The 23,264-nt window shown below is 63.2% G+C and carries 18 protein-coding genes; 13 read left to right on the forward strand and 5 right to left on the reverse strand.

Annotation, left to right across the window (positions count from 1 at the left end):
- Positions 1-68 precede the first annotated feature (68 nt).
- From RHIBR816_RS0105740 to RHIBR816_RS0105750, 3 genes are all read left to right on the forward strand, one after another.
- A complete protein-coding gene (locus RHIBR816_RS0105740; protein ID WP_018235580.1) occupies positions 69-863 on the forward strand; it encodes an N-formylglutamate amidohydrolase in 795 nt (264 codons plus the stop codon).
- A gap of 16 nt (positions 864-879) precedes the next feature.
- Entirely contained in the window at positions 880-1,185 is a 306-nt protein-coding gene (locus RHIBR816_RS0105745; RefSeq protein WP_018235581.1) for a DUF1244 domain-containing protein, read from the forward strand.
- 171 nt (positions 1,186-1,356) lie between these two features.
- Positions 1,357-1,623 (forward strand): DUF2312 domain-containing protein, encoded by a 267-nt coding sequence (locus RHIBR816_RS0105750; RefSeq protein ID WP_018235582.1) that lies wholly within the window; start codon positions 1,357-1,359, stop codon positions 1,621-1,623.
- A gap of 180 nt (positions 1,624-1,803) precedes the next feature.
- Here RHIBR816_RS0105750 and RHIBR816_RS0105755 read toward each other — a convergent pair whose 3' ends face one another.
- Both RHIBR816_RS0105755 and RHIBR816_RS0105760 read right to left on the reverse strand, forming a co-directional pair.
- Positions 1,804-3,651 (reverse strand): DUF882 domain-containing protein, encoded by a 1,848-nt coding sequence (locus tag RHIBR816_RS0105755; protein WP_026186680.1) that lies wholly within the window; start codon positions 3,649-3,651, stop codon positions 1,804-1,806.
- Between the two features lie 181 nt (positions 3,652-3,832).
- Complete coding sequence (locus tag RHIBR816_RS0105760; RefSeq protein WP_018235584.1) at positions 3,833-5,377, reverse strand: sigma-54 dependent transcriptional regulator; 1,545 nt, start codon at positions 5,375-5,377, stop codon at positions 3,833-3,835.
- 183 nt (positions 5,378-5,560) lie between these two features.
- On the opposite strand from RHIBR816_RS0105760, the gene RHIBR816_RS0105765 reads away from it, so the two are divergent.
- The 3 genes from RHIBR816_RS0105765 to RHIBR816_RS0105775 are packed head-to-tail and all read left to right on the forward strand — an operon-like array spanning position 5,561 to position 9,260.
- Positions 5,561-7,429 (forward strand): M3 family oligoendopeptidase, encoded by a 1,869-nt coding sequence (locus RHIBR816_RS0105765; protein WP_018235585.1) that lies wholly within the window; start codon positions 5,561-5,563, stop codon positions 7,427-7,429.
- A 50-nt stretch (positions 7,430-7,479) separates the two neighbouring features.
- Complete coding sequence (locus RHIBR816_RS0105770) at positions 7,480-8,637, forward strand: aminodeoxychorismate synthase component I (RefSeq protein ID WP_018235586.1); 1,158 nt, start codon at positions 7,480-7,482, stop codon at positions 8,635-8,637.
- Positions 8,634-9,260 (forward strand): aminotransferase class IV family protein, encoded by a 627-nt coding sequence (locus RHIBR816_RS0105775; RefSeq protein ID WP_018235587.1) that lies wholly within the window; start codon positions 8,634-8,636, stop codon positions 9,258-9,260. Before RHIBR816_RS0105770 ends, RHIBR816_RS0105775 begins: the two co-directional genes overlap by 4 nt.
- Here the strand turns inward: RHIBR816_RS0105775 and RHIBR816_RS0105780 are convergent.
- Positions 9,225-10,175, reverse strand: coding sequence for a sensor domain-containing diguanylate cyclase (locus RHIBR816_RS0105780; RefSeq protein WP_026186681.1), 951 nt, complete (start codon positions 10,173-10,175; stop codon positions 9,225-9,227). The two genes, RHIBR816_RS0105775 and RHIBR816_RS0105780, sit on opposite strands and share 36 nt — an antisense overlap.
- A gap of 116 nt (positions 10,176-10,291) precedes the next feature.
- On the opposite strand from RHIBR816_RS0105780, the gene RHIBR816_RS0105785 reads away from it, so the two are divergent.
- The 7 genes from RHIBR816_RS0105785 (at position 10,292) to RHIBR816_RS0105815 (ending at position 19,602) form a co-directional block, all read left to right on the forward strand.
- Positions 10,292-11,203, forward strand: coding sequence for a DUF3445 domain-containing protein (locus RHIBR816_RS0105785; RefSeq protein WP_018235589.1), 912 nt, complete (start codon positions 10,292-10,294; stop codon positions 11,201-11,203).
- A 146-nt stretch (positions 11,204-11,349) separates the two neighbouring features.
- Positions 11,350-12,801: a homospermidine synthase gene (locus tag RHIBR816_RS0105790; RefSeq protein WP_018235590.1), complete on the forward strand. Its 1,452-nt coding sequence runs from the start codon at positions 11,350-11,352 to the stop codon at positions 12,799-12,801.
- A gap of 320 nt (positions 12,802-13,121) precedes the next feature.
- On the forward strand, positions 13,122-13,487 hold the full coding sequence (gene omp10 / locus RHIBR816_RS0105795; RefSeq protein ID WP_018235591.1) for an outer membrane lipoprotein Omp10: 366 nt from the start codon (positions 13,122-13,124) through the stop codon (positions 13,485-13,487).
- 222 nt (positions 13,488-13,709) lie between these two features.
- On the forward strand, positions 13,710-15,587 hold the full coding sequence (locus RHIBR816_RS0105800) for a 5'-nucleotidase C-terminal domain-containing protein (protein ID WP_018235592.1): 1,878 nt from the start codon (positions 13,710-13,712) through the stop codon (positions 15,585-15,587).
- Between the two features lie 217 nt (positions 15,588-15,804).
- Positions 15,805-16,842, forward strand: a complete 1,038-nt coding sequence (gene hemH / locus RHIBR816_RS0105805; protein WP_018235593.1) for a ferrochelatase — start codon at positions 15,805-15,807, stop codon at positions 16,840-16,842.
- Between the two features lie 81 nt (positions 16,843-16,923).
- Entirely contained in the window at positions 16,924-17,922 is a 999-nt protein-coding gene (gene glsA / locus RHIBR816_RS0105810; RefSeq protein ID WP_018235594.1) for a glutaminase A, read from the forward strand.
- Between the two features lie 60 nt (positions 17,923-17,982).
- Positions 17,983-19,602 carry an MFS transporter gene (locus tag RHIBR816_RS0105815; RefSeq protein ID WP_245262556.1) on the forward strand — a complete coding sequence of 540 codons (1,620 nt, stop codon included), beginning with the start codon at positions 17,983-17,985 and terminating at the stop codon, positions 19,600-19,602.
- A 5-nt stretch (positions 19,603-19,607) separates the two neighbouring features.
- Here RHIBR816_RS0105815 and RHIBR816_RS0105820 read toward each other — a convergent pair whose 3' ends face one another.
- Together RHIBR816_RS0105820 and RHIBR816_RS0105825 are read right to left on the reverse strand one after the other, a co-directional pair.
- Positions 19,608-21,044 carry an amidohydrolase family protein gene (locus RHIBR816_RS0105820; protein WP_026186683.1) on the reverse strand — a complete coding sequence of 479 codons (1,437 nt, stop codon included), beginning with the start codon at positions 21,042-21,044 and terminating at the stop codon, positions 19,608-19,610.
- 157 nt (positions 21,045-21,201) lie between these two features.
- Positions 21,202-23,088 carry a diguanylate cyclase gene (locus RHIBR816_RS0105825; RefSeq protein WP_018235597.1) on the reverse strand — a complete coding sequence of 629 codons (1,887 nt, stop codon included), beginning with the start codon at positions 23,086-23,088 and terminating at the stop codon, positions 21,202-21,204.
- Between the last annotated feature and the right edge of the window lie 176 nt (positions 23,089-23,264).

The raw sequence follows: 23,264 nt of genomic DNA on the forward strand, positions 1-23,264 counted from the left end.
TTTTTATTGCGGGGCGCAATTTTGCATGCGATCAGGTGCGGAACGTTGGAGAGCGACACAGGATCGGAATGCGGCACTACTCCCCCTATGAGATCATCGACGGCAAACCGGAAAACGGCCTCGTCCTTCTTGCCGACCACGCCATGAACCGCCTCCCTCCGGAATATGGGCGGCTCGGTCTCGCCGATAGCGCCTTCGAACGCCACATCGCCTACGACATCGGCATCGAACCCTTGGTGCGGCAACTGTCGGCGGCACTGGACGCGCCCGCGGTCCTCGGTTGCTTCTCGCGCCTGCTGATCGATCCCAACCGCGGCGAGGACGACCCGACGCTGATCATGAAGATCTCGGACGGCGCGGTCATTCCGGGCAACCACCCGATCACCGACGAGGAATGGCAGAACCGCCTGAACCGCTTCCATCGTCCCTACCACCAAGCGGTCTCGCAAACGATCGCCGAGACCGCTGCGGCGAGCGGAAAGGCGCCTCTGGTGATCTCGCTGCATTCCTTCACGCCTGCCTGGAAGGGCATCGCGCGACCCTGGCATGCGGCGGTGCTCTGGGATAACGACCCACGCGCCGTCTTTCCACTGATCGAAAGGCTCGAGAGGGCCGGCGACATCGTCGTCGGCAACAACGAGCCCTATGACGGTGCGCTCAGGGGCGATACGATGTACCGCCATTGCATGGCGCCGGGCATCGCCCACGCGTTGATCGAGGTGAGACAGGACCTGATTTCCGATACGGCGGGCGTTACCGCCTGGGCCGGGCGGCTGGCGCCGATCCTCGCGGAGCTGAACGACATGCCGGCGCTTCACGCCTATCAGCGCTATCCTTCGCGCACCGGCGCCTATGATGGCTGACGAAGGGAGACTTACCATGACCGAGCTCAGCAAGGAGCAGCGCATCGCGTTCGAGGCGGCCGCCTTCCGCCGGCTGGTCGAGCACCTTCGCGAGCGCGGCGACGTCCAGAACATCGATCTGATGAACCTCGCCGGCTTTTGTCGCAACTGCCTCTCGAACTGGTATCGGGAAGCGGCCGAAGCCTCGGGCATACCGATGACCAAGGATGAATCGCGCGAGATCGTCTACGGCATGCCCTATGACGAATGGCGGCAGCGTTACCAGAAGGACGCTTCCGCCGAACAGCAGGCGGCTTTCGAGCGCAACCGCCCGAAGGAATAACTGCGTCGGGGCAGGTTAGCGCCGCAGTATCCACATCAATCCACATGGTCGTCGCCCTCCGCGCCCGGCCTGGCTGAGGAATTGGTCCGCCTGTTGCGCAATCGCCCTTGACCTCGTCTGCTGTTCGCGGCAGGTCAGCACCGAGAAATACATTCCCCAAAGGAGAAGACCATGTCCGATGCTCAAGGCTTCGCACGCGATCAGCTTCGCGCTTTCATCGAACGGATCGAGCGGCTGGAAGAGGAAAAGAAGACGATCGCGGACGACATCAAGGATGTCTATGGTGAGGCGAAGTCCATGGGCTTCGACACGAAGATCCTGCGCAAGGTCATTTCGATCCGCAAGCAGGACGCCGACGAGCGCCTGGAGCAGGAAGCGATCCTCGACACCTATCTGCAGGCGCTCGGGATGGTCCCCGCCGCCGACGAAGCCGCCTAGCGCATCGGCCCGAAAATCGGACCCGATTTTCGGAAAGCTCGATGCGTAGATTCAAAGTGTTACAGCGACCTTTGCGCGTCTGAAAAGACGCGCGGCGCTGGAGGCCCGATCAGGCCGAATGAAAAAGCCCGCCGGTCAGTTCAGACCTGGCGGGCTTTCTTCATATCCGGAGGAAGGAACTCAGTTGGTGCTGAACTTCTTCACTTCCATGAAGTTCACCGCGTTGCCGCTGAAGCGGGCCGTATCGACCGCGCCCCCGGCACCGCTGTTGAACCCGGCCGCATAGACGGTCGTCGGCGCGGCCCTGAGTGAGCTGCTGACGAAACGTGGCGCTTTGACGGGCTTCGAAAGCGTGGCGACGCGACCGGTCGAGAGTGCCCATTCGGAGATGATCTTCTTCGTCAGCTTCGGTTCCGTCCGGACGGAGGAGCGGCTTGCCGCTTCCGCATCCTGCTTCTTCGGGCGGGCACCCTTCGAAGGAAGGTCCGCCTCGGTGTCGAAGGCGCTGTCGAAGACTGCGGCCCGCGACCCGGTGTCGGACTGCGGCGCGTAGGCGGCCACCTGGATCGGCCGCTCGGAGTGCTCGACGGTCGGTGCCGCGAGCGCGACGCGCGTCTCGGCCGGCCGGCCGATGTCGATCGTCTCGCCAACGGACGCCGCCGCAACCGGGCGCTCCGGAACGAGCGGGACGGTGACACTGGCCTCGGCGACGGCGGCGAGCGCCGCTTCCCCGGCCGGGCGCATCCCCGGCACCGGCACGAAGCCAAGTGCAGGCGTCTGGCCGTCGGCGGAGGCCATGAGCGTCTCGCCGGCCACCAGCGGGTTCATGTCACGCCGTTCCAGCATGTGCGGGACCGGCACCTTCAGCGTGCTGAGATCCGCATATTCCGACGGCGTTTCCGCCGTCAGCGGCATGGCGGCGGCCAAGGCCTCCTGGGCGCTGTTCTTTTCCGGTGCTACCAGCGCGACGGCTACGCCACCTTCCGCGGGGGCATTCCTGAAGGCCGGGCGCACGGCAGGTACCGGCGCATTGATAGTCTGCTGATCTTCCGCCGGCGCACCGGCGACCGAACCAGCGACACCGGGCAGTGCCTCCTGGTCGGCTGAGGCCGAGGCGGTCTGAACCTTGGCCGGAACTTCCTCGTCACCGCCCTCGCCTGCGCCGGCGGCGATCGCCGTCGGTTCTTCATCCTCGTCCCCACCGCCGCCGAAGAGCGCGGCGAAAAGATTGCGACGCTTGCCAGTGCCAACGTCGCCCGGCCCCTTCGCGCCGCCGCCGGCCACCTCGATCGCCGACGCGCCGACGCGCCGCTTGTAATCGGCAACAGCCTGTTGGAAGCCCGGTAGCGGCTTGCCGTCGGCGGGAATGTGCATCGTCTTGCCATCGGGGAAGAGGCGGGCGAGTTCGTTGCGGGTCATGCGCGGCCAGGCGCGCACGCCGCCGACGTCCATGTGCACGAAGGGCGATCCGGAGGTCGGATAGTAGCCGACGCCGCCGACCTGGAACTTCATGCCGATCTCGCGCAGCGTCTTGAGCCTCACGTCGGGCAGATAGAAGTCCATCGCCTTGCCGAGCATATGCTGGCTCTTCTTGGCGACGCCCTTCGAACGGGACCTGAGCATGCCGTTGGTGGCGGGCGAGCGATAGGCGGAGACGACGTGGATGTAATCGCGCGAGCCGCTCTTCTGGTAAACTTCCCAGATGAGATCGAGGAGGCGCGGATCCATCTTTGTCGGCTCGTTCCGCCGCCAGTCACGCAGGAATCGGTTGATCTGCTGCAGGCCCTTGGAGTCGTAGCGACCGTTGCGCTTGAAGGTGATCTGCGCCTTTTCCTTGGTATGGATGAAATAAAGCTTCAGGGTCCGCGTCTGACCGGCAGCCTCGACCGGCGGCGCCATTCCGGGAGTGACGAGCGAGCACGCCAAGGCGATCGAGGCGAGAACCTGCGGCCCCTTCCGGGTGATTGACGCGCAGAGTCTACGCGTCAAGGAACCAATAGGCTCCCCCAAACCGAACAAATTTGGCATTCAATCCCCGTTCGACGGACAACCGTGCTTTTGCTGTCTCAGATGACTGTCAAATAAGGTGACAGCATGGCAAATATGCCACAGTGGTCACCGCCCCTTATAATATAGTGAACAGTTTACTAACAAGGTCTAAACGGCGGTGACCGAATTGCACGGCAAATGAGGTGTGAATGCGTCGATTTTATGCCGCTTCGCGCAGCGGATTGTCCGGATCGATGCCGTAATCCTTGAGCTTTCGATAGAGCGTGGAGCGTCCAATGCCGAGTTTTCGCGCCACCTGGCTCATCTGGCCGCGATAGAACTTCAGCGCAAAGCGAATCAGCTCCTCCTCGACGTCGGCAAGTTTGCGCACCTCACCGCCCTGGTCCACGCTGGCGATGGCGTTTTCGAACCGGCCGTCGGCCACCGGTTCCCACGGCTCTGGGTTCGCCGCAATGTCGGCGCGCGAAGCCGCCGTCGCCTCGGGGGCAGCAAGCAGCGGGCGGCGTTCCGGACCCGCCTCGCCCCAGGAGAACCCGCTTCGGTCGGCAACGACGTAGCCCGGTATCTGGGTGGCGATCTGCGGAAAATCCTTGACGGTCAGTTCGCCGCCTTCGGCAAGCACGACGGCGCGGAAGATGGCGTTTTCGAGCTGGCGGATATTGCCGGGCCAGTCATAGGCGGTCAGCAGCGCCATCGCGCCGCTCGAAACCGTCACGGCATGGCTGAGCCTCTGCTCCGCGGTGAAGCGCTCGACGAAGGCCCGCACCAGCACGGGAATATCCTCCTTGCGCCGACGCAGCGCCGGTATGGTGATCGGGAAGACGTTGAGGCGGTAGTAGAGGTCCTCGCGGAAACGCCCTTCGCGCACCTCGTTGATCAGATCCTTGTTGGTGGCCGAGATCAGCCGCACATTGACCCGCTGTGGCTGGCGCGCGCCGACCGTCTCGATCTCGCCCTGCTGGACGGCCCGCAGCAGCTTCACCTGGACCTCCAGCGGCAGGTCGCCGATCTCGTCGAGGAAGAGCGTACCGCCGTCCGCGTCGACGAATTTGCCGCTGTGCTTTTCGGTCGCGCCAGTGAAGGCGCCCTTCTCGTGGCCGAAGAGGATGCTCTCGACGAGATTATGCGGGATGGCTCCGCAATTGACGGTGACGAAGGGCTTGCTCGCCCGGTCGCTTGCCGCCTGGATCGCCCGCGCGACCATCTCCTTGCCGACGCCGGATTCGCCCTCGAGTACGATCGGGATGTTCGACTGGGCGGCCCGCCGCGCCAGATCGAGGACGCGGATCATCGCCGGGCTTGCCGATACGACATCGTCGAAACCGACGGCGCCGCCGCGCGGCCGGCGAGCGGTTTTGACCCGGCCGTCGCGGCTCGCCATCTTCAGTGCATTGCCGATGGCGATCGACAGCCGCTCCGGCGAGACAGGCTTGACGAGGAAGTCGAAGGCACCGGCCTGCATCGCCTGGACGACCGTCTCGATGCCGCCCTGGCCTGTCTGGACGATGACGGGCGTGTCGATGCCACGCTCGGCAAGCGCCTCGAGAAAGCCGTGACCATTCATTTCCGGCATCAGGAGATCGAGCAGGATGACGTTGATCATGCCGCCCTTGCGCTCCAGAAGTTCGAGCCCGCTGCGCCCGTTGTCGGCGAGATGCGCGACATGACCGAGCCGCTCGATCATGTTCGTCAGCAAACGGCGCTGCACCGGATCGTCATCGATGACAAGAATATGGGATGTCACGAAAGCCTCCTGCTTAGGACACGCGGTACTCTTTGGCCAGCTTCATGTGCCAAATCATGCCAGGCATTCGTGCCATAAAGGGCTGAACATCGTGTTTTGAGAAATGCTTGCATTTTAGCCATTGCGGGCGATAGCAATGCGCCCCATATCGCTGCCTTCCGCAATCAAACGAGAGAACCGCCGATGACCCTCGCTTCGCCCCTTCTCGCCGCCGTCGGTCCCTCTCCAGTGCGCGCGCAAGCGGGTCAGGCGACCGGCCCGGCCGCAGACCTCGGTGATTTGCCCACCTGGCGGCTCGAGGATCTCTATGTCTCCGCCAACTCCGATGAATTCCGTGCCGACCTCGCAAGGGCGGAAGCCGACGCGCTCGCCTTTGAGAAGGCGTGGAAGGGGAACCTTGCGGATGCCGCCGCCAAGACCGGCGATCAAGGGATCGGCGCGGCCGTCAAGGCGTTCGAGGCGCTCGAGGACCTGATGGGCCGCATCGCCTCCTTCGCCGGCCTCACCTATTTCTCGGACACGTCCAATCCGGCGAACGGCAAGCTTTACGGAGACGCGCAATCAAAGCTCACCGATATATCGGCGCATCTGCTGTTCTTCTCGCTGGAGCTCAACCGGATCGATGACGAGGTGATCGATGCGGCGCTCGAGGCCGATAGCCTCGCCGCACATTACAAGCCGTGGATCCTCGATCTGCGCAAGGACAAGCCCTACCAGCTCGACGACAAGCTCGAGCAGCTTTTCCTGGAAAAGTCGATGACCGGCGCGAACGCCTTCAACCGGCTGTTCGACGAGACGATCGCCTCGCTCACCTTTTCGGTCGACGGCGAAGCGCTGCCGCTAGAGGCGACGCTGAACCTCCTGCAGGATGCGTCCTCCGAAAACCGCAAGAAGGCAGCCATGGCGCTGGCCGAGACCTTCAAGGCAAACATCCGCACCTTCACCCTCGTCACCAATACGCTCGCCAAGGACAAGGAAATCTCCGACCGCTGGCGCGGCTTCGCGGATATCGCCGACAGCCGCCATCTCGCCAACCGGGTCGAGCGTGGGGTGGTGGACGCGCTCGCCGCGGCCGTCAAGGCTGCCTATCCGCGTCTCTCGCATCGCTATTATGCGCTGAAGGCCAAGTGGCTCGGGATGGAGCAGATGGAGTTCTGGGACCGCAACGCGCCATTGCCGGAAACGCCGAACGCGCTGATCCCCTGGGGCGAGGCGAAGGATACGGTCCTGTCCGCCTATCATGGCTTTGCGCCGGAAATGGCAACGATCGCCCGGCGCTTCTTCGACGACCGCTGGATCGACGCACCGGTCCGCCCGGGGAAGGCGCCGGGCGCCTTCGCCCATCCGACCGTTCCCTCGGTGCACCCTTACGTGCTCGTCAACTATATGGGCAAGCCGCGCGACGTGATGACGCTTGCCCACGAGCTCGGGCACGGCGTCCACCAGGTGCTCGCCGGTGGGCAGGGCGCGCTGATGGCGTCGACGCCGCTGACGCTCGCCGAAACCGCCTCCGTCTTCGGCGAGATGCTGACCTTCCGCACCCTCCTCGACGGGACCAGGGACAAGCGCGAGCGCAAGGCCATGCTGGCTCAGAAGGTCGAGGACATGATCAACACGGTGGTCCGCCAGATCGCCTTCTACGAGTTCGAGCGCAAGGTTCACACGGCCCGCAGAGAGGGCGAACTGACCGCCGATGTTCTCGGCGAATTGTGGTTGTCGGTGCAGGGCGAAAGTCTCGGACCGGCGATCCGCATCTCGGAGGGCTACGAAACCTACTGGGCCTATATCCCCCACTTCATCCATTCGCCCTTCTACGTCTACGCTTATGCCTTCGGCGATTGCCTGGTGAACTCGCTCTACGCCGTCTACCGGAATGCTGAAAGCGGCTTCCAGGAGAAGTATTTCGACCTGCTGAAGGCCGGCGGAACCAAGCATCACTCCGAACTGCTGGCCCCCTTCGGGCTGGATGCAACCGATCCGTCGTTCTGGGCACAGGGCCTGTCGATGATTGAGGGGCTGATCGACGAACTGGAGGCGCTTGATAGGACGTGAGACGCGCGCCCGCGCGCGGAACCGTGAACGACTGACAGCGACCAGCCTCGATGATTGAAGACGCCCCCTTTGTCCTCTTCCGGGACGACAGCGAAGACCGCACGACGGTGTTCGCCAAGCCTTCGCGCGTGATCACGGCGCGCACGCGGGTCGAGTTTCTGCGCGGGCTTTCCGAACTCGAGGCTGTCCGCCGTGCCGGCAAATGGCTCGCCGGCTATATGGCCTATGAGGCCGGCCATCTTTTCGAGGCGAAGCTCACGCCCTTTGCCGAGGAGAACCGCGAGACGCCGCTGATGTGCTTCGGCGTCTTCGACGCGCCGTCCGAAGACCATCCGCTCGCCGAACCGCGGCGTCGCATCGAAAACGAACCGTTCCTCTCCGAAGCTCGGGCCGGCTGGGATTTTCCTGCCTATCGCCAGCGTTTCGAGCGGCTGCACCAGCACCTGCGCCAGGGCGATTGCTACCAGGCGAATCTGACGATGCCGATCCATGCGCGCTGGTCTGGCGATCCGCGTGCCGCCTTCTGGTCGCTGATCGAGCGCCAGCCGGTCAAATACGGCGCGCTGGTGGCGCTCGACGGGCCGGTCCTGCTGTCGCGGTCGCCCGAGCTCTTCTTCCATGTCGATGCCGACGGCTGGATCGAGACGCATCCGATGAAGGGCACCGCGCCGCGTGGGCTCACCGCCGAAGCGGACGCGGCAATCATCGCTGAGATGCGCGAAGACGAGAAGACACAGGCCGAGAACCGGATGATCGTCGACCTGTTGCGCAACGACATCTCGCGCATCACCGAGGTCGGGACGCTGACTGTGCCGAAGCTCTTCGAGATCGAGACCTATCCGACGGTTCACCAGATGGTGAGCCATGTGCGCGCCAGGCTCCTGCCCCATATTCCGGTCGGCGATATCTTCGCGGCCCTTTTCCCGTGCGGGTCCATCACCGGCGCGCCGAAGATGCGGGCCATGGAAATCCTGCACGAGCTGGAGTCCGGCCCCCGCGACGCCTATTGCGGGGCGATCGGGTTCATCGCGCCGAACGGCGTGATGCGCTTCAGCGTGGCGATCCGGACGATCTCCCTGTTTGCCGACGGCCGCGCCATCTTCAATGTCGGCGGCGGCATCGTTTTCGACTCCAGGGCGGAAGCCGAATATGACGAATGCCTGCTGAAGGCCCGCTTCGCCGTCGGCGATGCCGAGATCGCCCGATGACGGATTTCTCGCTGATCGAGACCCTGCGCTACGAGCCGGAGAGGGGCTTCGTCCGCCTCAGGCTGCACCTCGCACGACTGACACGCTCCGCCCGACGCCTCGGTTTTGCCGGCGCCGCGGCGGCCGAGGCGCAGCTCGGAGAGGCAGTTCGCGATGCTGGAGGCGCGTTGCGGGTGCGCCTCACACTTGACCGTAAAGGAACCGTTGCGGTGACGACCGCACCGTTCACGCCGCTGCCGGCTGATGCACTCTGGCGCGTCCGGATCGCCTCGACGCGGCTCGATTCTTCCGACCGGCTGCTTCGCATGAAGACGACGCGGCGCGGCGTCTACGAAGCTGCGCGCAACGAGTTCTCCTCGGCCGAAGCCGATGAGATGCTCCTGTGCAACGAGCGCGGTGAGGTCTGCGAGGGGACGATCACCTCGATTTTCCTCGACGATGGCAGCGGCGCGCTAAAGACGCCGCCGATTTCGTGCGGCCTGCTTGCCGGCGTCCTCAGGACGGAACTCATCTGCCAGCGGCGTGCGCGGGTCGCGCGGCTGTCGCCCGACGACCTCAATCGCGGCCGTCTCTATGTCGGCAATTCCCTAAGAGGTCTGATCCGGGCGGAACTCGTGATCTGAGCCAGGCAGGGTGTAGCGTTTCACCCGGTCTCGACCCTCGCGCTTGGCCAGATGGAGCGCCTGGTTTGCACGAGAATAGATATCGCTGACCTTGTCCCCCTCGCGATATTCCGCAAGGCCGACCGAGCAGGTGTAATAGAACTCCGGAATGCTCGACAGCGGGCGGGCGCCGCGCACTTTTTCCAGCAGGCGATCGAGGATCAGATTCGACTCGCTGACCGTCGTGTCGGGCAGGATCAGCATGAATGCCTCGCCGCCAATGCGGCCGAAGCAGTCGGAGCGGCGGACGAAACCCTGCATCTGACGTGCGAAGTCGAGCAACACCTCGTCGGCGCGAACGGGACCATAGCGGTCATTGATCGCCTTGAAATAGTCGATGTCGACGATCGCCACGCAGCCCCACATATGCGGGTTTTCGGCGCAGTTCTGGATGAATTCGGCAAGCTTTCCGAGCGTATGGCGCCGGTCGGGCATATGGGTCAGCTCCTCGACCGGCGAATCCCGCAAGGCGAAATCCCTGTCCTTCCGGTGCTTGCGCTCCTCCTCCCTTATGCCGGTCACGTCGACCGCCATCGAAAGCGTCCAGCCCTTTTCGTCGACGGTCTCGGTCAGCCACAGCGAACGGCCGTCATGCAGTTCGGCTTCCGTCGTGCGCGACGGCACGCTGACGCGCCGCTCGAGGGCCGTTGCGATCCAGGTATCAATGTCGTCGGTGCCGACGATCATGCCCCGGCCGGCGGCATGGTTGCGGCGCACGATCTCCTCCCAGCTCGGCGACTCGTCGGCGCCGACATGATAGGTGGAACGGAATGCCGCATTGGCAAAGCGTAGCCGATCGTGCTGATCGTAGAGCGAGATCAGAACGGGCGATCGGGCTTGCAAACCCATCAGGGCCTTGAGGTAATCACCGGTCATGGTCTGCTGCTCCAGCTTGAACATACAATCAATCACGGCGCGAAGCGGACGGATCAACTAAAGCTATAGCACGAAAAGCTTGTGGCAAGCGGTACAACATGTGAAACGAAGGGAAAATGGTTAAGCTGCAGAAAGTGCCGAATTCGCACATGAAGCACACGCCCTACGACGGCTCGTCGAAGCCCTTCACGATCGGCCTGACGCAACTCGACCCCGACCGGTGGATCGAACCTGACGAGGCGCTGGACTTCTATCTCCGCGAAAAGACGAGGCTGCTGGCGGCAAATCGCCACGACGTCTTTGCTGCCGAGGCCGGGACGGAGGCTGCGCAGCGAGAACTCCTCGACTTTCTGACCGACTATCTGCCGCGCCGCTACGGGGAGATTTACCGGCGGGCGAACGGCGCGATGATCGTTGGCGGCCGCCGTGTGGCGCTCGACGACGACGCCCCGCTCGTGGTCGCCGGGTCACTGATCCAGGATGATCTGGCGATCCTGGAGCGCAAGGATGGCGAATGGCGCCTCACCGCCGCCTATGTCGCCTTTCCGTCGTCCTGGTCTCTTGGCGAAAAATTCGGCCGGTCGATGGACGAAATCCACGCCCCGGTGCCGGGCTTCGAAGCCGGAAGCCGCAATGCAGGGCTGATCTCCCGCATGTTCGACAATCTCTCGCCAGCCCGTTTCGTCGAGCGCTTCAACTGGTCGGTCAATGTCGACGGCGCACTGCATTTGCCGAAGCCGAAGACGGAAGGTATCGGCGCCGAGGCGATCACGCTCACCGAGGATGGCACCTTCATCCGCGTCGAGAGGCAGACGCTCCGCAAGCTGCCCCGGACGGGCGCGATCGTTTTCACGATCCGGATCTATTCCGATCCGCTTGCCGCGCTCAGAAACCGGCCGGACGCGGCCACGCTGGCGCGTTCGTTCATCGAGCAACTTGGCGAATTGACGCTGCCGGAGACGGCCTACAAGGGTCTTGTCAGCAAGCGGGAAGCCCTGATCGCGGCCCTGCTGTCGATAGCCGGTTAAGCAACATCCGATTTCGGGATTGACCCGCCGGCCCTTTATTGTGACACCAAACTATGATTTAGGGCCTCACGAAAGATTCCCCGGGCGCGCTTTTCTGCGCGCATTCAAGCAGCCGATAAAGACGTTTTGTCAGGAGAGACGCAAAAATGGCAGACACCAGCTACCCGGTCTATGGCGAGATTACCGGCCCGATCGTCGTGATCGGCTTCGGTTCGATCGGCCACGGCACCTTGCCGCTGATAGAGCGCCACTTCAAATACGACAAGAGCCGGCTGATCGTGGTGGAGCCCCGTGAGGACGCGAAGGACACGGAGATATTTGCCCGCCATGGCGTGCGCCACGTCCGCGCCGCCGTGACCAAGGAGAACTACAAGGAACTGTTGAAGCCGCTGCTGACCGAAGGCGGCGGCCAGGGCTTCTGCGTCAACCTGTCGGTCGACACCTCTTCGCTCGACATCATCAAGCTCTGCCGCAAGCTCGATGTGCTTTATATCGACACGGTCGTCGAGCCCTGGCTCGGCTTCTACTTCGATCCCGAAATGGACAACGCCGCACGCACCAATTATGCGCTGCGCGAGACGGTGCGGCGGGAGAAGGAAAAGAACCCGGGTGGCACGACTGCGGTTTCGACCTGCGGCGCCAATCCGGGCATGGTCTCCTGGTTCGTCAAGAAGGCGCTCCTCAATCTCGCCGACGACCTCGGCCTGAAGTATGAGGAGCCGCATCAGGACGACCGCGAAGGCTGGGCCAAGCTGATGAAGAAGGCCGGCATCAAGGGCATCCATATTGCCGAGCGCGATACCCAGCGCACCAAGCACCCGAAGCCGTTCAACGTCTTCTGGAACACCTGGTCGGTCGAAGGCTTCATCTCGGAAGGCATGCAGCCGGCCGAACTCGGCTGGGGCACCCATGAGAACTGGATGCCGAAAAACGCCAGGAGACACAAGAAGGGGTGCCAGGCGGCGATCTACCTCGAGCAGCCGGGCGCCAACACCCGCGTGCGCAGCTGGTGCCCGACGCCGGGTCCGCAATACGGCTTCCTCGTCACCCACAATGAATCGATCTCGATCGCAGACTTCTTCACCGTTCGTGACAGGAATGGCGACGCCACTTATCGGCCGACCTGCCACTATGCCTATCACCCGGCCAACGACGCCGTGCTGTCGCTGCACGAGATGTTTGGCAACGGCGGCAACCCGCAGCCGGTGCACCACGTTCTCGACGAGACGGAACTCGAGGACGGTATCGACGAACTCGGCGTCCTGCTCTATGGCCACGACAAGAACGCCTACTGGTACGGCTCGCGCCTTTCGGTGGAAGAAACCCGCCGCATCGCGCCCTACCAGAACGCAACCGGCCTGCAGGTGACGAGCGCCGTTCTCGCCGGCATGGTCTGGGCGCTGGAGAATCCCAAGGCCGGCATCGTCGAAGCCGACGAGATGGACTACAGGCGCTGCCTCGAAGTGCAGCTCCCCTATCTCGGTCCGGTCGAAGGCCACTACACCGACTGGACACCGCTCGACGGCCGTCCCGGCCTCTTCCCGGAAGATATCGACACCAAGGACCCCTGGCAGTTCAAGAACATCCTCGTTCGCTAGAGCATTTGCGCGTCCGAAAAGACGGGCGGCGCTGCAAGCCGATCGCGCCCGGAGCCGCCGCCCCGGGCGCCGCGCCGCTGTAGCGGCCCCGCACTCTTGCTCTCGACGCGTGATCTCGGGATTTTCTGCGCAAACGAAAGGCCGCCTGCGGCACGCGTGCAACTCCGGGCGAAGAAAGTCGCTTTAGCGCTTCGAATCGCTGCTCAATTTGCCGTCAAGCCGGTTCCGGTCGGGCGAATTATGCGGTAGAGCGGATAAGCAGAAGTGTAGCGGCATTGCGTTTGCATCCCGCTTCAACTCGTGACGCGGGAGAAACGCCGATGAAGCCACTCGCCATAATGACCGTCCTGGCAGCCGCCACGGCGCTTGCATCATGCCAGTCGTCGCCCAGTCAAATCCGCGAAGCGCCCCAGGCTCGCGGAAGCGGCGTGGATGGATCCTGGGTCGATCCGAACGGAATCGTTTCCACCTTCGCTGGCGGCACGTTCTCGACCCGCACCACGGACAGCAACCAGCTACTCGCATCCGGCACCTATGTGAATGTCAGCCCGACCCTCGTCGAGATCAACATGACATCGCTGGTGCGGAACACCCAGTCCCGTGTGAACTGCGCGCTGGTCACGCCCACACAGTTGAACTGCACGACCGATGCAGGCGCCCAGTTCTCCCTGGTCCGCCAGGGCTGAGCAAGGCCAGCAGCGACCATGCGCGAAGCCCCCTAAGGGGGCTTCTTTTGTTTCTGAATCCGGCTTAACCGTAGTTCGAATCCGGCAAACAAGGCATGCGTTTAGCGCTTGAAGTCCGGCCCGACTGATGAAAACATCCGGCCTGCTGAACCGCCCCGGCCAGGAGGGTTTCTTTCCGGGGCTTCGCAATCGGCTGAAGACGACAGGCAACAGGAGAACACCATGATCAGATACGTGCGGACCGGCCTCATCACCGCCTCCCTTCTCGCCCTCTCATCGGGTGCCGCCTTCGCCGATTACGAATTGAACATCCTCCACATCAACGATCTTCACTCGCGCATCGAGTCGATCAACAAGTTCGATTCGACCTGCTCGGCCGAGGAGGAAGGCAAGAACGAGTGCTTCGGCGGCGTCGCCCGCCTGAAGACGCTGATCGATCAGAAGCGCCAGGATCTGACCGGCAAGAACGTGCTTCTGCTCAATGCCGGCGACAACTTCCAGGGCTCGCTCTTCTTCACGACCTACAAGGGCGCCGCGGAAGCGGAATTCCTGAACCTGATGAAGTTCGACGCGATGACCGTCGGCAACCACGAGTTCGACGAAGCCGAGGACGGTCTTGCGAGCTTCCTCGACAAGGTCAAGTTCCCCGTCGTCACCGCCAACGTTCTGCCGAGCCACAAGTCGAAGATCGGCGACCGGATCAAGCCGTCGATCGTGCTCGACCTCGGCGGTCAGAAGATCGGCATCGTCGGCGCCGTCGCCAACGACACGCCGGAGCTTTCGTCGCCGGGGCCCGACATTCTGATCGGCGAGGACGTGGCAACGATCACCAGCGCCATCGAGGAGATCAAGAAGCAAGGCGTCGACAAGATTATTGCGCTCACCCATGTCGGCTATCCGCGCGATCTTGCCGCCATCGCCAAGATCCCGGATGTGGACGTCGTCGTCGGCGGTCACTCCCACAGCCTGCTCTCCAACACGGACGAGAAGGCCGAGGGCCCCTATCCGACGATGGTCGACAACCCCGGCGGCTACAAGGTGCCGGTGGTGCAGGCGGGTTCCTACAGCAAGTATCTCGGCGACCTCGTCGTCACCTTCGACGACAAAGGCGTGGTCAAGGCGGCGAAAGGCGATCCGATCCTCGTCGACTCCTCCATCAAGCCGGATGAAGCCGTCGTGGCGCGTATCAAGGAGCTTGCCAAGCCGATCGAGGAATTGAGGTCCAAGGTCGTCGCCAAGACGGAGGCGCCGATCGACGGATCGCGCGAGAATTGCCGGGCGAAGGAATGCGAGATGGGCAGCCTCGTTGCAGACGCCATGCTCGATCGCGTCAAGGGCCAGGGTGTGACCATCGCCATCGCCAATGGCGGCGGGCTCAGGGCCTCGATCGACGCGGGCGACGTGACGATGGGCGAGGTGATCACGGTATTGCCGTTCCAGAACACGCTCTCGACGTTCCAGTTGAAGGGCGCCGATATCCGCGCGGCGCTGGAGAACGGCGTCAGCCAGGTCGAGGAAGGCGGCGGGCGCTTCCCGCAGGTGGCCGGCCTCAAATTCTCCTTCGATCGCTCGAAGCCCGCCGGCAGCCGGCTTGTTTCGGTCGAGGTAAAGGAAGGCGACGCCTTCAAGCCGCTCGATCCGGAAAAGACCTATTCGCTCGTCAGCAACAACTTCATGCGCGGCGGCGGCGACGGCTATGCCGTCTTCAAGGCCAAAGGCGAGAACGCCTACGACTACGGTCCGGGCCTGGAAACGGTGCTGGCCGACTATCTCGCGGCGCATCAGCCGTTCAAGCCCTACATGGATGGTCGCATCTCGGAGGTCGCCGCTGCCGCCGGCGCGACGGCGTCCGAACCGGCCGCGAAAACCAAGCCGGCCGAAAGCGCTGCCGCCACACCCGCTCCCCAACCATCGGCCGAATCGGCCGCGGCCGCCGGCGGTCCGCAGAAGCACGTCATCGCCAGCGGCGACACGCTCTGGGATCTCGCCGAGTCCTTCTACGGCAACGGCTTCGAATGGAAGAAAATCTCGGCTGCCAATGGTTACCCGGAGCCGCGAGCACTGCATATCGGGCGGGAGCTGGAGATTCCGGCGAAGTAAGACAATTTGCCTCTGTTGCAAGGGCCGGTGCGGGCTTCCCCGCGCCGGCTTTTCTTTTTAGAAGGATTTGAAAACAGAGGTCCCGCTGCTGCATGTTCCTTAAATCGTCGCCGATTTCAGGAAAAAACATGCAGCGTTTTAAAGTGCTACAGCGACCTTTGTGCGTCTGATAAGACGCACGGCGCTGTAGGCCATATCGACGCCCATGAGGAAGACGATGACCGAAGCAAATGTCGAACCGACCGCCGCCGCTCACCCGCCCGTGAATTCCGGCAAGGTCGGCGTGCTGCTGGTCAATCTCGGCACGCCGGACGGCACCGACTTCGCCTCCATGCGCCGCTATCTGCGCGAGTTCCTGAGCGACAGGCGCGTCATCGAATGGTCGCGCCTCTTCTGGTACCCGATCCTCTACGGCATCGTGCTCAACACGCGGCCGCAGAAGGTCGGCAAGGCCTATGAGCTGATCTGGAACAAGGAACTGAACGAGAGCTGGCTCAGGACCTATACGCGCAACCAGGCCGCACGGATGGCCGAAGACTTCGCAGATCACCCGCGTGTCATCGTCGACTGGGGGATGCGCTACGGCCAGCCGTCGATCGCCTCGCGCATGCAGGCGCTGCAGAAACAGGGCTGCGAGCGCATTCTCGTTTTCCCGCTCTACCCGCAATATGCGGCGGCAACGACCGCGACCGTCAACGACAAGGCTTTCGAGGCCCTGTTGAAGATGCGCTGGCAGCCGGCGTTGCGCACCGTCCCGCCCTATCACGACGATCCGGTCTATATCGATGCGCTCGCCACCTCGATCGAGCGCCACCTGGCCAGGCTCGACTGGCAGCCGGAGGTGGTGCTCGCGTCGTTCCATGGCATTCCGAAGAGCTATTTCGAGCTCGGCGATCCCTATTATTGCCAGTGCCAGAAGACGGCACGGCTGTTGCGCGAGAGGCTCGGCTGGTCGAAGGAGAAGCTGCAGGTGACCTTCCAGTCGCGCTTCGGACCGGAGGAATGGCTGCAGCCCTATACGGACGCGACGGTCGAGAAGCTCGCTAAGGACGGCGTCAAGCGCATCGCCGTCATCAACCCGGGCTTTGTTTCCGATTGTCTGGAGACGCTGGAAGAAATTGCCGGCCAGGCGGCCGAAAGCTTCCATCACAATGGTGGAGAAAAGTTCGCGCATATCCCCTGCCTGAACGACAGTGCCGAGGGCATGGCCGTGCTCAACCACATCGTGCGCCGCGAACTCGAGGGCTGGCTGTAGTTGCGGCGCCATTTCTTCTGATGTAGAATACACCGCTGAGTTGAACGTAGCATTTCGTCGCCCAACCGCTGAGGAGGGCACATGGAGCTACTGGATCCCCTCTTCGACCCGCAAAGCTCCTATGTCTCGACAGGGAGCCTTCCGCCGTCCGATCACGTCGCACGGCTGGTCACGCAGGCCCACGAACGCTTTGCCTCCGTCACGCTGGGACAGAATTCCCAGGTCTATCCGGCCCTTGCCCGTGTGCCGGGCGATCTGTTCGGCATTTGCGTCGTGAGCGTGGGCGGGCGCGTGTTCTCCGTCGGAGATGCGGAACACGAATTCACCATCATGAGCGTCTCCAAGCCGTTCATCTTCGCACTGATCTGCGACGTGATCGGCGCCACCGGCGCGCGTGAGCGGCTGGGCGTGAATGCGACCGGCTACGCCTTCAATTCCGTTGCAGGGACCGAGCGTAACGCGGAAGGCCGCAGCAATCCGATGGTCAATGCCGGGGCCATCGCCACCACCAGCCTGGTGCCGGGCGAGTCCGGGGAAGCGAAATGGCGCTTCATCAGCGAGGGCCTGTCTCGCTTCGCCGGACGGCAGCTGTCCGTCAACGATGAAGTCTACGCCTCCGCCTCCCGGACAAACTCCCGCAACCGGAGCATTGCCTGGATGCTCGAAAGCCTCGGCCGCATCTATTGCGACCCCATGGAGGCGACGGAGCTCTACACCCGGCAGTGCTCGCTGAATGTGAGCGCCAAAGATCTCGCCGTCATGGGCGCAACGCTCGCGCATGGCGGCTTCAATCCGCTGACGCGCGAACAGGTCGTGAGACCCGAGGTCTGCCACTATGCCTTGGCGGTCATGCTGACCGCCGGTCTCTACGAGACCTCCGGCGATTGGCTCTACGAGATCGGGCTGCCCGGCAAGAGCGGCATCGGCGGCGGCATCGTCACCGTCTCGCCCGGCAAGGGGGGCCTCGGCACGTTCGCGCCGCCCCTCGACGAGGCGGGCAACAGCGTCAAGGGACAATTGGTGGCGCAATTCCTGTCACAACGGCTCGGGCTCGATCTGTTGATGTCACCTCCCGGTTGATGGCCGGCGCGCCGCTTCAGCTAGCCGATTAACTCGCCAGGTCCAAAAGGGGGACTATCCATGGCCGCGACGACATCTGCCCAGCAGGAACTTGCGGAAGAGCGAGCCTCCTGGATCCCCATGGTCGCGATTGCATTCGGCCAGGCGATCATGTCTTTCAATGTGGCGTCCCTGCCGGTCGCGCTCGGCGGCATGGTCGAAAGTTTCCAGGTTGCACCGACGACGGTGGCCACCGGCATCGTTGCCTATTCCATGATCGTCGCGGGCTTTGTCATGCTCGGCGCGAAGCTCGTCCAGCGCTTCGGTGCGCTACGCGTCTTCCGGCTGGCTGTCATTGTGTTTGGACTGGCGCAGGTTCTCATGACCTTCAGTCCGAACGCGACGGCCATGATCACTGCGCAGGCACTGTGCGGTGCCGCCGGCGCCGTCATCGTCCCCGCCCTCGTCGCGTTGATCGCCGAGAACTACCACGGCACCCAGCAGGCGACCGCCTTGGGCGCGTTGGGATCGGCCCGCGCGGGCGCCGGCGTGCTGGCATTCCTGATCGGCGGCGTGCTCGGCACCTATATCGGCTGGCGGCCGGTCTTTGGAATTCTGATCGCCGTTTCGGCGCTCGTCCTGGTGCTGAGCTTCCGGCTCAAGCCCGATCACGGTCGCCCTGACGTGCGGATCGACTTCGTCGGCGTGCTGCTTGCGGCAACGGCAATCATCCTGATCAGCTTCGGCTTCAACAACCTGAACGGTTGGGGACTTGCTCTGGCACGGCCGGCGGCACCGTTCAACGTGCTTGGCCTGTCGCCGGCACCGATCCTGATCGTCATCGGCATCGTGCTCGGCCAGGGGTTTCTGCTGTGGACGCGCCGCCGCGAGGCGGCCGATCGCACGCCTCTTCTGCCGCTCGCCGTGCTGGATTCACCTCAGGAACGCGCGGCCGTCTTCGCCATGTTTTCCGTGGTCGCGCTCGAGGCCGCCCTCAATTTTTCGGTGCCGCTCTACATCCAGATCGTCCAGGGGCGTTCACCGCTCGCGACCGCCGTCGCCATGCTGCCGTTCAACCTGACAGTGTTCTTTGCTGCCATGCTGATCGTCCGCTTTTACGGCCGGATCACGCCACGACAGATCGGCCGCTTGGGATTTGCGCTCTGTGCCGTAGCGCTCATCTGGCTCGCTTTCGTCGTGCGCAATGACTGGAGTTCCATTCCCGTGCTCTTCGGCCTGGTGGTCTTCGGCATCGGCCAGGGGTCGCTCGTAACCTTGCTGTTCAATGTCCTGGTCACCTCCTCGCCCAAGGAACTGGCAGGCGATGTCGGTTCGCTTCGGGGGACGGCGAACAACCTCGCCGCCGCCGTCGGTACCGCCGTCGCCGGCGCCCTGCTCGTCGGCCTGCTGAGTTCGGCGGTCATGCGCCAGCTTGCGGAAAATCCGACCCTGCCGATCGAGATCCAGTCACAGGTCAATCTCGACAGCATCACCTTTGTCAGCAACGAAAGGCTCGAGACTATCGTCGCGGCCACCACCGCGACGCCCGAGCAGAAGGCCGAGGCCCTTCGCATCAACACCGAGGCGAGGCTGCGGGCACTCAAGCTCGGCTTCCTGATCATGGCCGGGCTCGCGCTGCTGACCATCCTGCCCGCCGGCAAGCTGCCCAATTATCGGCCGGGCGAGATCCCCGAGGGCTGAAGGCGCTACAACGTGTTCTTATGGACCCGGCCGTCTTTCATGACGACGGCCAGGTTCTTTTCCGGGTCTTCGATCAGACGGATGTCCTCAAGCGGATTGCCATTGATAACCAGGATATCGGCGAGCGCGCCTTCCTCTATGACGCCGAGCTTGCCCGGATAAGGGGTGCGGAGATTGGAGAGCGCCAGCAGTTCCGCATTGACCGATGTCGCCACGCGGAGCGTTTCGGCGTTGGTGTACCAGCGGCTGAGATGGGTCAGCATGATGCCCTGGCGCTGCGTGATTTCAGGGGAGAACAGCACATCCGACCCCCATGCCGTCTTGATCCCGTGCTTGCGAACAAGCTCGTAGATCCTCGGAGTCCCGGCAAAGACCTGCAGCATGCGTTCGGCCGATGGCCCTGTCTGCTGCGCGACATCCTCCGTCGACAGGAAAGGCTGGGTACTGAGCCAGACTTCCTTGTCGGCCATGCGCCTTGCCGTCTCCTCGTCCATCAGATGCGCATGCTCGATGCAGCGCGCTCCCGCAGCTATTGCCCGCTGGACGGTGTTCGGAGCATAGGCATGGACAGTGACGTAGGTGTTCCAGTCCCGGGCAACGTCAATCGCCGCGCGGAGCTCCTCCTCGCTGAAGGTCGACATGTCGAGCGGGCTGCGCGGAGACGACACGCCGCCGCCTCCGACGATCTTGATCTGCGAGGCGCCCTGCAGGAGTTGCTCCCGTACGCGTTGCTTCAAGTCTCCTATGCTGTCGGCGATCGCCGCGGCGCCCACCAGTTCACTGACGCTGAGCCGCCCCGGGTCGCGCGGAATCTCACTCGGCATGCGAAGGTCGCCATGCCCGCCGGACGTCGTGATCATCGCACCGGACGGAAAGATGCGCGGACCCGGTATCACGCCGCTGTCGATCGCTTGCTTGAAAGAGAAGACGGGACTGCCGAGATCACGGACAGTGGTAAAGCCGCGCAGGAGAGTCCGTTCCGCTTCGGCCGTGGACGCGGAAAAGACGAAGCCGGGATCGCCTGTCGCAATAACTGCCAAGGGAACCGCAGCGTACAGCGTGTGCCAGTGCGCATCGATCATGCCCGGCATCAGAACGCGATCGCCGCAATCGATCACGGTCGCATCGGGCGGCGGAGCGCTGTTCGTCGCATCGACGGACACGATCCTGTTGCCCTCGATCAGGACCTGGATCCCTGCCCGCAATGTGTCGGACTTGCCATCGAACAACCGGACCTTGCTCAAGAGAACCTTGGAGGCAGGCCCCTGGGCGAAGGATGGGCCAGGCATTACCCCGGTAACGGCCGCTGCACCCGCACCGGCAAGAAAGCTTCTGCGGGAAAATTCATCCAAACGGCGCGACGCTTGCTGTAGAACGGGGCTGAAGCAGCCGCAGCCAGTACCGTGCACGAGGTGTTGATACTTGGTACCCAACCGAATCATGACACCGCTCCGGTTTCATGTCATCAGACGACCAAGGCCAGACTATCATTGGGTGGGCGGATTATCCACTACGGCGTGTATGCGTACGCATGATGCGCGCAGTGCCCGATCCTGATCGTTGAGCCGGAACGCCTGCCCCTGGTTCCGAAGTCGGCGCCTAACCAGCCAACTTGACATCCGTCGCATGGGCAAGCGCGCGCACGAGAATGCGGTTGCGGCCCTGGATCTTGGCTTCGTAGAGCGCGGCATCCGCCTCCGAAAGAAGGCGGCTCGGTTCGGCCTGCAGGACATGCCCCATGGCCGAGGCTATGCCGATGCTTGCCGTGACACGGCCGAATTCGCTTTGCGCGTGGACGACGTTCTCCTCGCCGAGCAGACCGGCGAATTTCTCGGCAACGATAGCGGCCGCCTTGTCGTCGGTGTCCGGCAGCAGCACGACAAATTCCTCGCCACCATAGCGGGCGACGATATCCGCCGGCCGTGTCGCCGAATTGAGAAGACATTTGCTGACGAGGCGCAGACACTGATCGCCGGGCAGATGCCCGTAGGTATCGTTGTAAGCCTTGAACCGGTCGATATCGATCATCAGCAGACTGAGCGGCGTGTTGCTCCTCGCGCATTTCGCCGCCTCGCGCACAAAGGCTTCGTCGAAGGCGCGACGGTTGACGATGCCGGTCAACCCATCTGTCTCCGCCAGGTTCTTCAACTGCTCTGCCGAAAGCCTCAGAGCCATTTCGGCCTGCTTCATCACCGTAATGTCCGAGACGACCACCATCGCCGTTCCGTCCGTCGCGAGCCGTGTCCTGATGCTGCGCCAATCGCCGTTCTGAAGCTGAACTTCTTCATCCTTGTTGCTGTGCAACGTGGACGTAGACTCGTTGATCCAATCGTCCACGGATTCGTAAGGGACGTTGAGCCGCTCGCGGGTTTCGGCGGTGCGGCGGACGATATCGCTGATATGCGCACCGATCACGCGGGCGCTTCCCGACAACGGAAAGGCATTGCGGTATTGTTCGTTGCAGAAGAGAAGATAGCCTTCGCTGTTGAACATGGCGAAGCCATCGGACATCCCCGCCATCGCATGGGAGAGCAGGTTCTTGCTTTCCCTGAGTTCCCGTTCAAGCGCCGTCCGTTCGGTGATGTCCCGTGTCACGCCCGCCAGTCCGATCACGCGTCCCGCCCTGTCCCGCAGCGGCACCTTGGAGGCGAGCAGGTCGCGGCCTTCGATATGCTCCAGGCAATCGATCAGCGGCACGCCGGTGCGCATGACCTCCTGCTCGCGATGATAGAGCTCCTCGGCAAGCCGCTGCGGATGGAGATCGAAGTCCGACTGGCCCACCATTTCCGCCGTCGTCCTGAAGCGATAGAGGCGGATCATGTTTTCGTTGACGGTAACGAACCGGCTGTCTCTGTCCTTCACGTAAAGATAGTCCGGCGACTGCGAGAACGCGGTCTCCAGCATTCTGCGCTCGAGTTCCAGGTGCTGTGTCGTCAGCACGATGAAACCGCAGAGGATGGTCGCCGCGCAGTTCATCGCGGCCATCGGCAGGCCGAGCGCCGCCAAGGCATGGACCTTCGACAGGCTGGGCAGCACCGCCATCAGCACGATCAGCAGAGCTCCCACCGCCGCCCCGAACACGACGACATGCGGAAGCGTCGGCGATTTCTTTTTCATGAGGAGATTGGCGCTCAGGCCCATGCCCGTAACGGCAATGATCGCCACGACGCCATCGACCGTGGAAATACCACCGATCGCAACGCGGAAAATGATGGCCAGGGAAGCACTGAGCGCCGCCGCCATCGGCCCGCCGAACATGCCGGCGAGCGCAAGCGGCGCGAAGCGCAGGTCCATATGGATGCCGGGACCGAACTCAACGGCCAGCAGGATCGAGCCGATCGATGCAACGCCGGCCATCAGTCCGAACAGGATCTTCTCATGTCCGACAAACCGGCGCCGGAGCCAGATCGACAAATGCGCCCAGACCGAAATTGCCAGGCTTACAAATGCGAGGTTGCCAACAAACTGCCCCCAGATGCCATTCATCGCGCTGCGTTCGGCCTTTCACACATAGATAAGACCCCACTTATGCAACAAACTCGTTTGAGTTTTCTTAAATCGGAACCGCCGTGTGCGGTATGGAAGCGCCCCGACACGCAAAATCGGCTTATCGCTTGAAATCTTCCCGCGAATCGCCACGTCATGATCTGGGCAGCGCTCCA

This window comes from Ensifer sp. BR816 (genome assembly GCF_000378985.1).
Taxonomy (GTDB): Bacteria; Pseudomonadota; Alphaproteobacteria; order Rhizobiales; family Rhizobiaceae; genus Sinorhizobium.

Coding starts and splice junctions, on each gene's coding strand:
- RHIBR816_RS0105770 (WP_018235586.1), top strand. CDS start 7,480: ATGATTGAAGACGCCCCCTTTGTCCTCTTCCGGGACGACAGCGAAGAC.
- RHIBR816_RS0105750 (WP_018235582.1), top strand. CDS start 1,357: ATGTCCGATGCTCAAGGCTTCGCACGCGATCAGCTTCGCGCTTTCATC.
- RHIBR816_RS0105820 (WP_026186683.1), bottom strand. CDS start 21,044: ATGATTCGGTTGGGTACCAAGTATCAACACCTCGTGCACGGTACTGGC.
- hemH (WP_018235593.1), top strand. CDS start 15,805: ATGACCGAAGCAAATGTCGAACCGACCGCCGCCGCTCACCCGCCCGTG.
- glsA (WP_018235594.1), top strand. CDS start 16,924: ATGGAGCTACTGGATCCCCTCTTCGACCCGCAAAGCTCCTATGTCTCG.
- RHIBR816_RS0105815 (WP_245262556.1), top strand. CDS start 17,983: ATGGCCGCGACGACATCTGCCCAGCAGGAACTTGCGGAAGAGCGAGCC.
- RHIBR816_RS0105780 (WP_026186681.1), bottom strand. CDS start 10,175: ATGACCGGTGATTACCTCAAGGCCCTGATGGGTTTGCAAGCCCGATCG.
- omp10 (WP_018235591.1), top strand. CDS start 13,122: ATGAAGCCACTCGCCATAATGACCGTCCTGGCAGCCGCCACGGCGCTT.
- RHIBR816_RS0105740 (WP_018235580.1), top strand. CDS start 69: ATGCGGCACTACTCCCCCTATGAGATCATCGACGGCAAACCGGAAAAC.
- RHIBR816_RS0105775 (WP_018235587.1), top strand. CDS start 8,634: ATGACGGATTTCTCGCTGATCGAGACCCTGCGCTACGAGCCGGAGAGG.
- RHIBR816_RS0105745 (WP_018235581.1), top strand. CDS start 880: ATGACCGAGCTCAGCAAGGAGCAGCGCATCGCGTTCGAGGCGGCCGCC.
- RHIBR816_RS0105790 (WP_018235590.1), top strand. CDS start 11,350: ATGGCAGACACCAGCTACCCGGTCTATGGCGAGATTACCGGCCCGATC.
- RHIBR816_RS0105825 (WP_018235597.1), bottom strand. CDS start 23,088: ATGAATGGCATCTGGGGGCAGTTTGTTGGCAACCTCGCATTTGTAAGC.
- RHIBR816_RS0105755 (WP_026186680.1), bottom strand. CDS start 3,651: ATGCCAAATTTGTTCGGTTTGGGGGAGCCTATTGGTTCCTTGACGCGT.
- RHIBR816_RS0105785 (WP_018235589.1), top strand. CDS start 10,292: ATGGTTAAGCTGCAGAAAGTGCCGAATTCGCACATGAAGCACACGCCC.
- RHIBR816_RS0105800 (WP_018235592.1), top strand. CDS start 13,710: ATGATCAGATACGTGCGGACCGGCCTCATCACCGCCTCCCTTCTCGCC.
- RHIBR816_RS0105765 (WP_018235585.1), top strand. CDS start 5,561: ATGACCCTCGCTTCGCCCCTTCTCGCCGCCGTCGGTCCCTCTCCAGTG.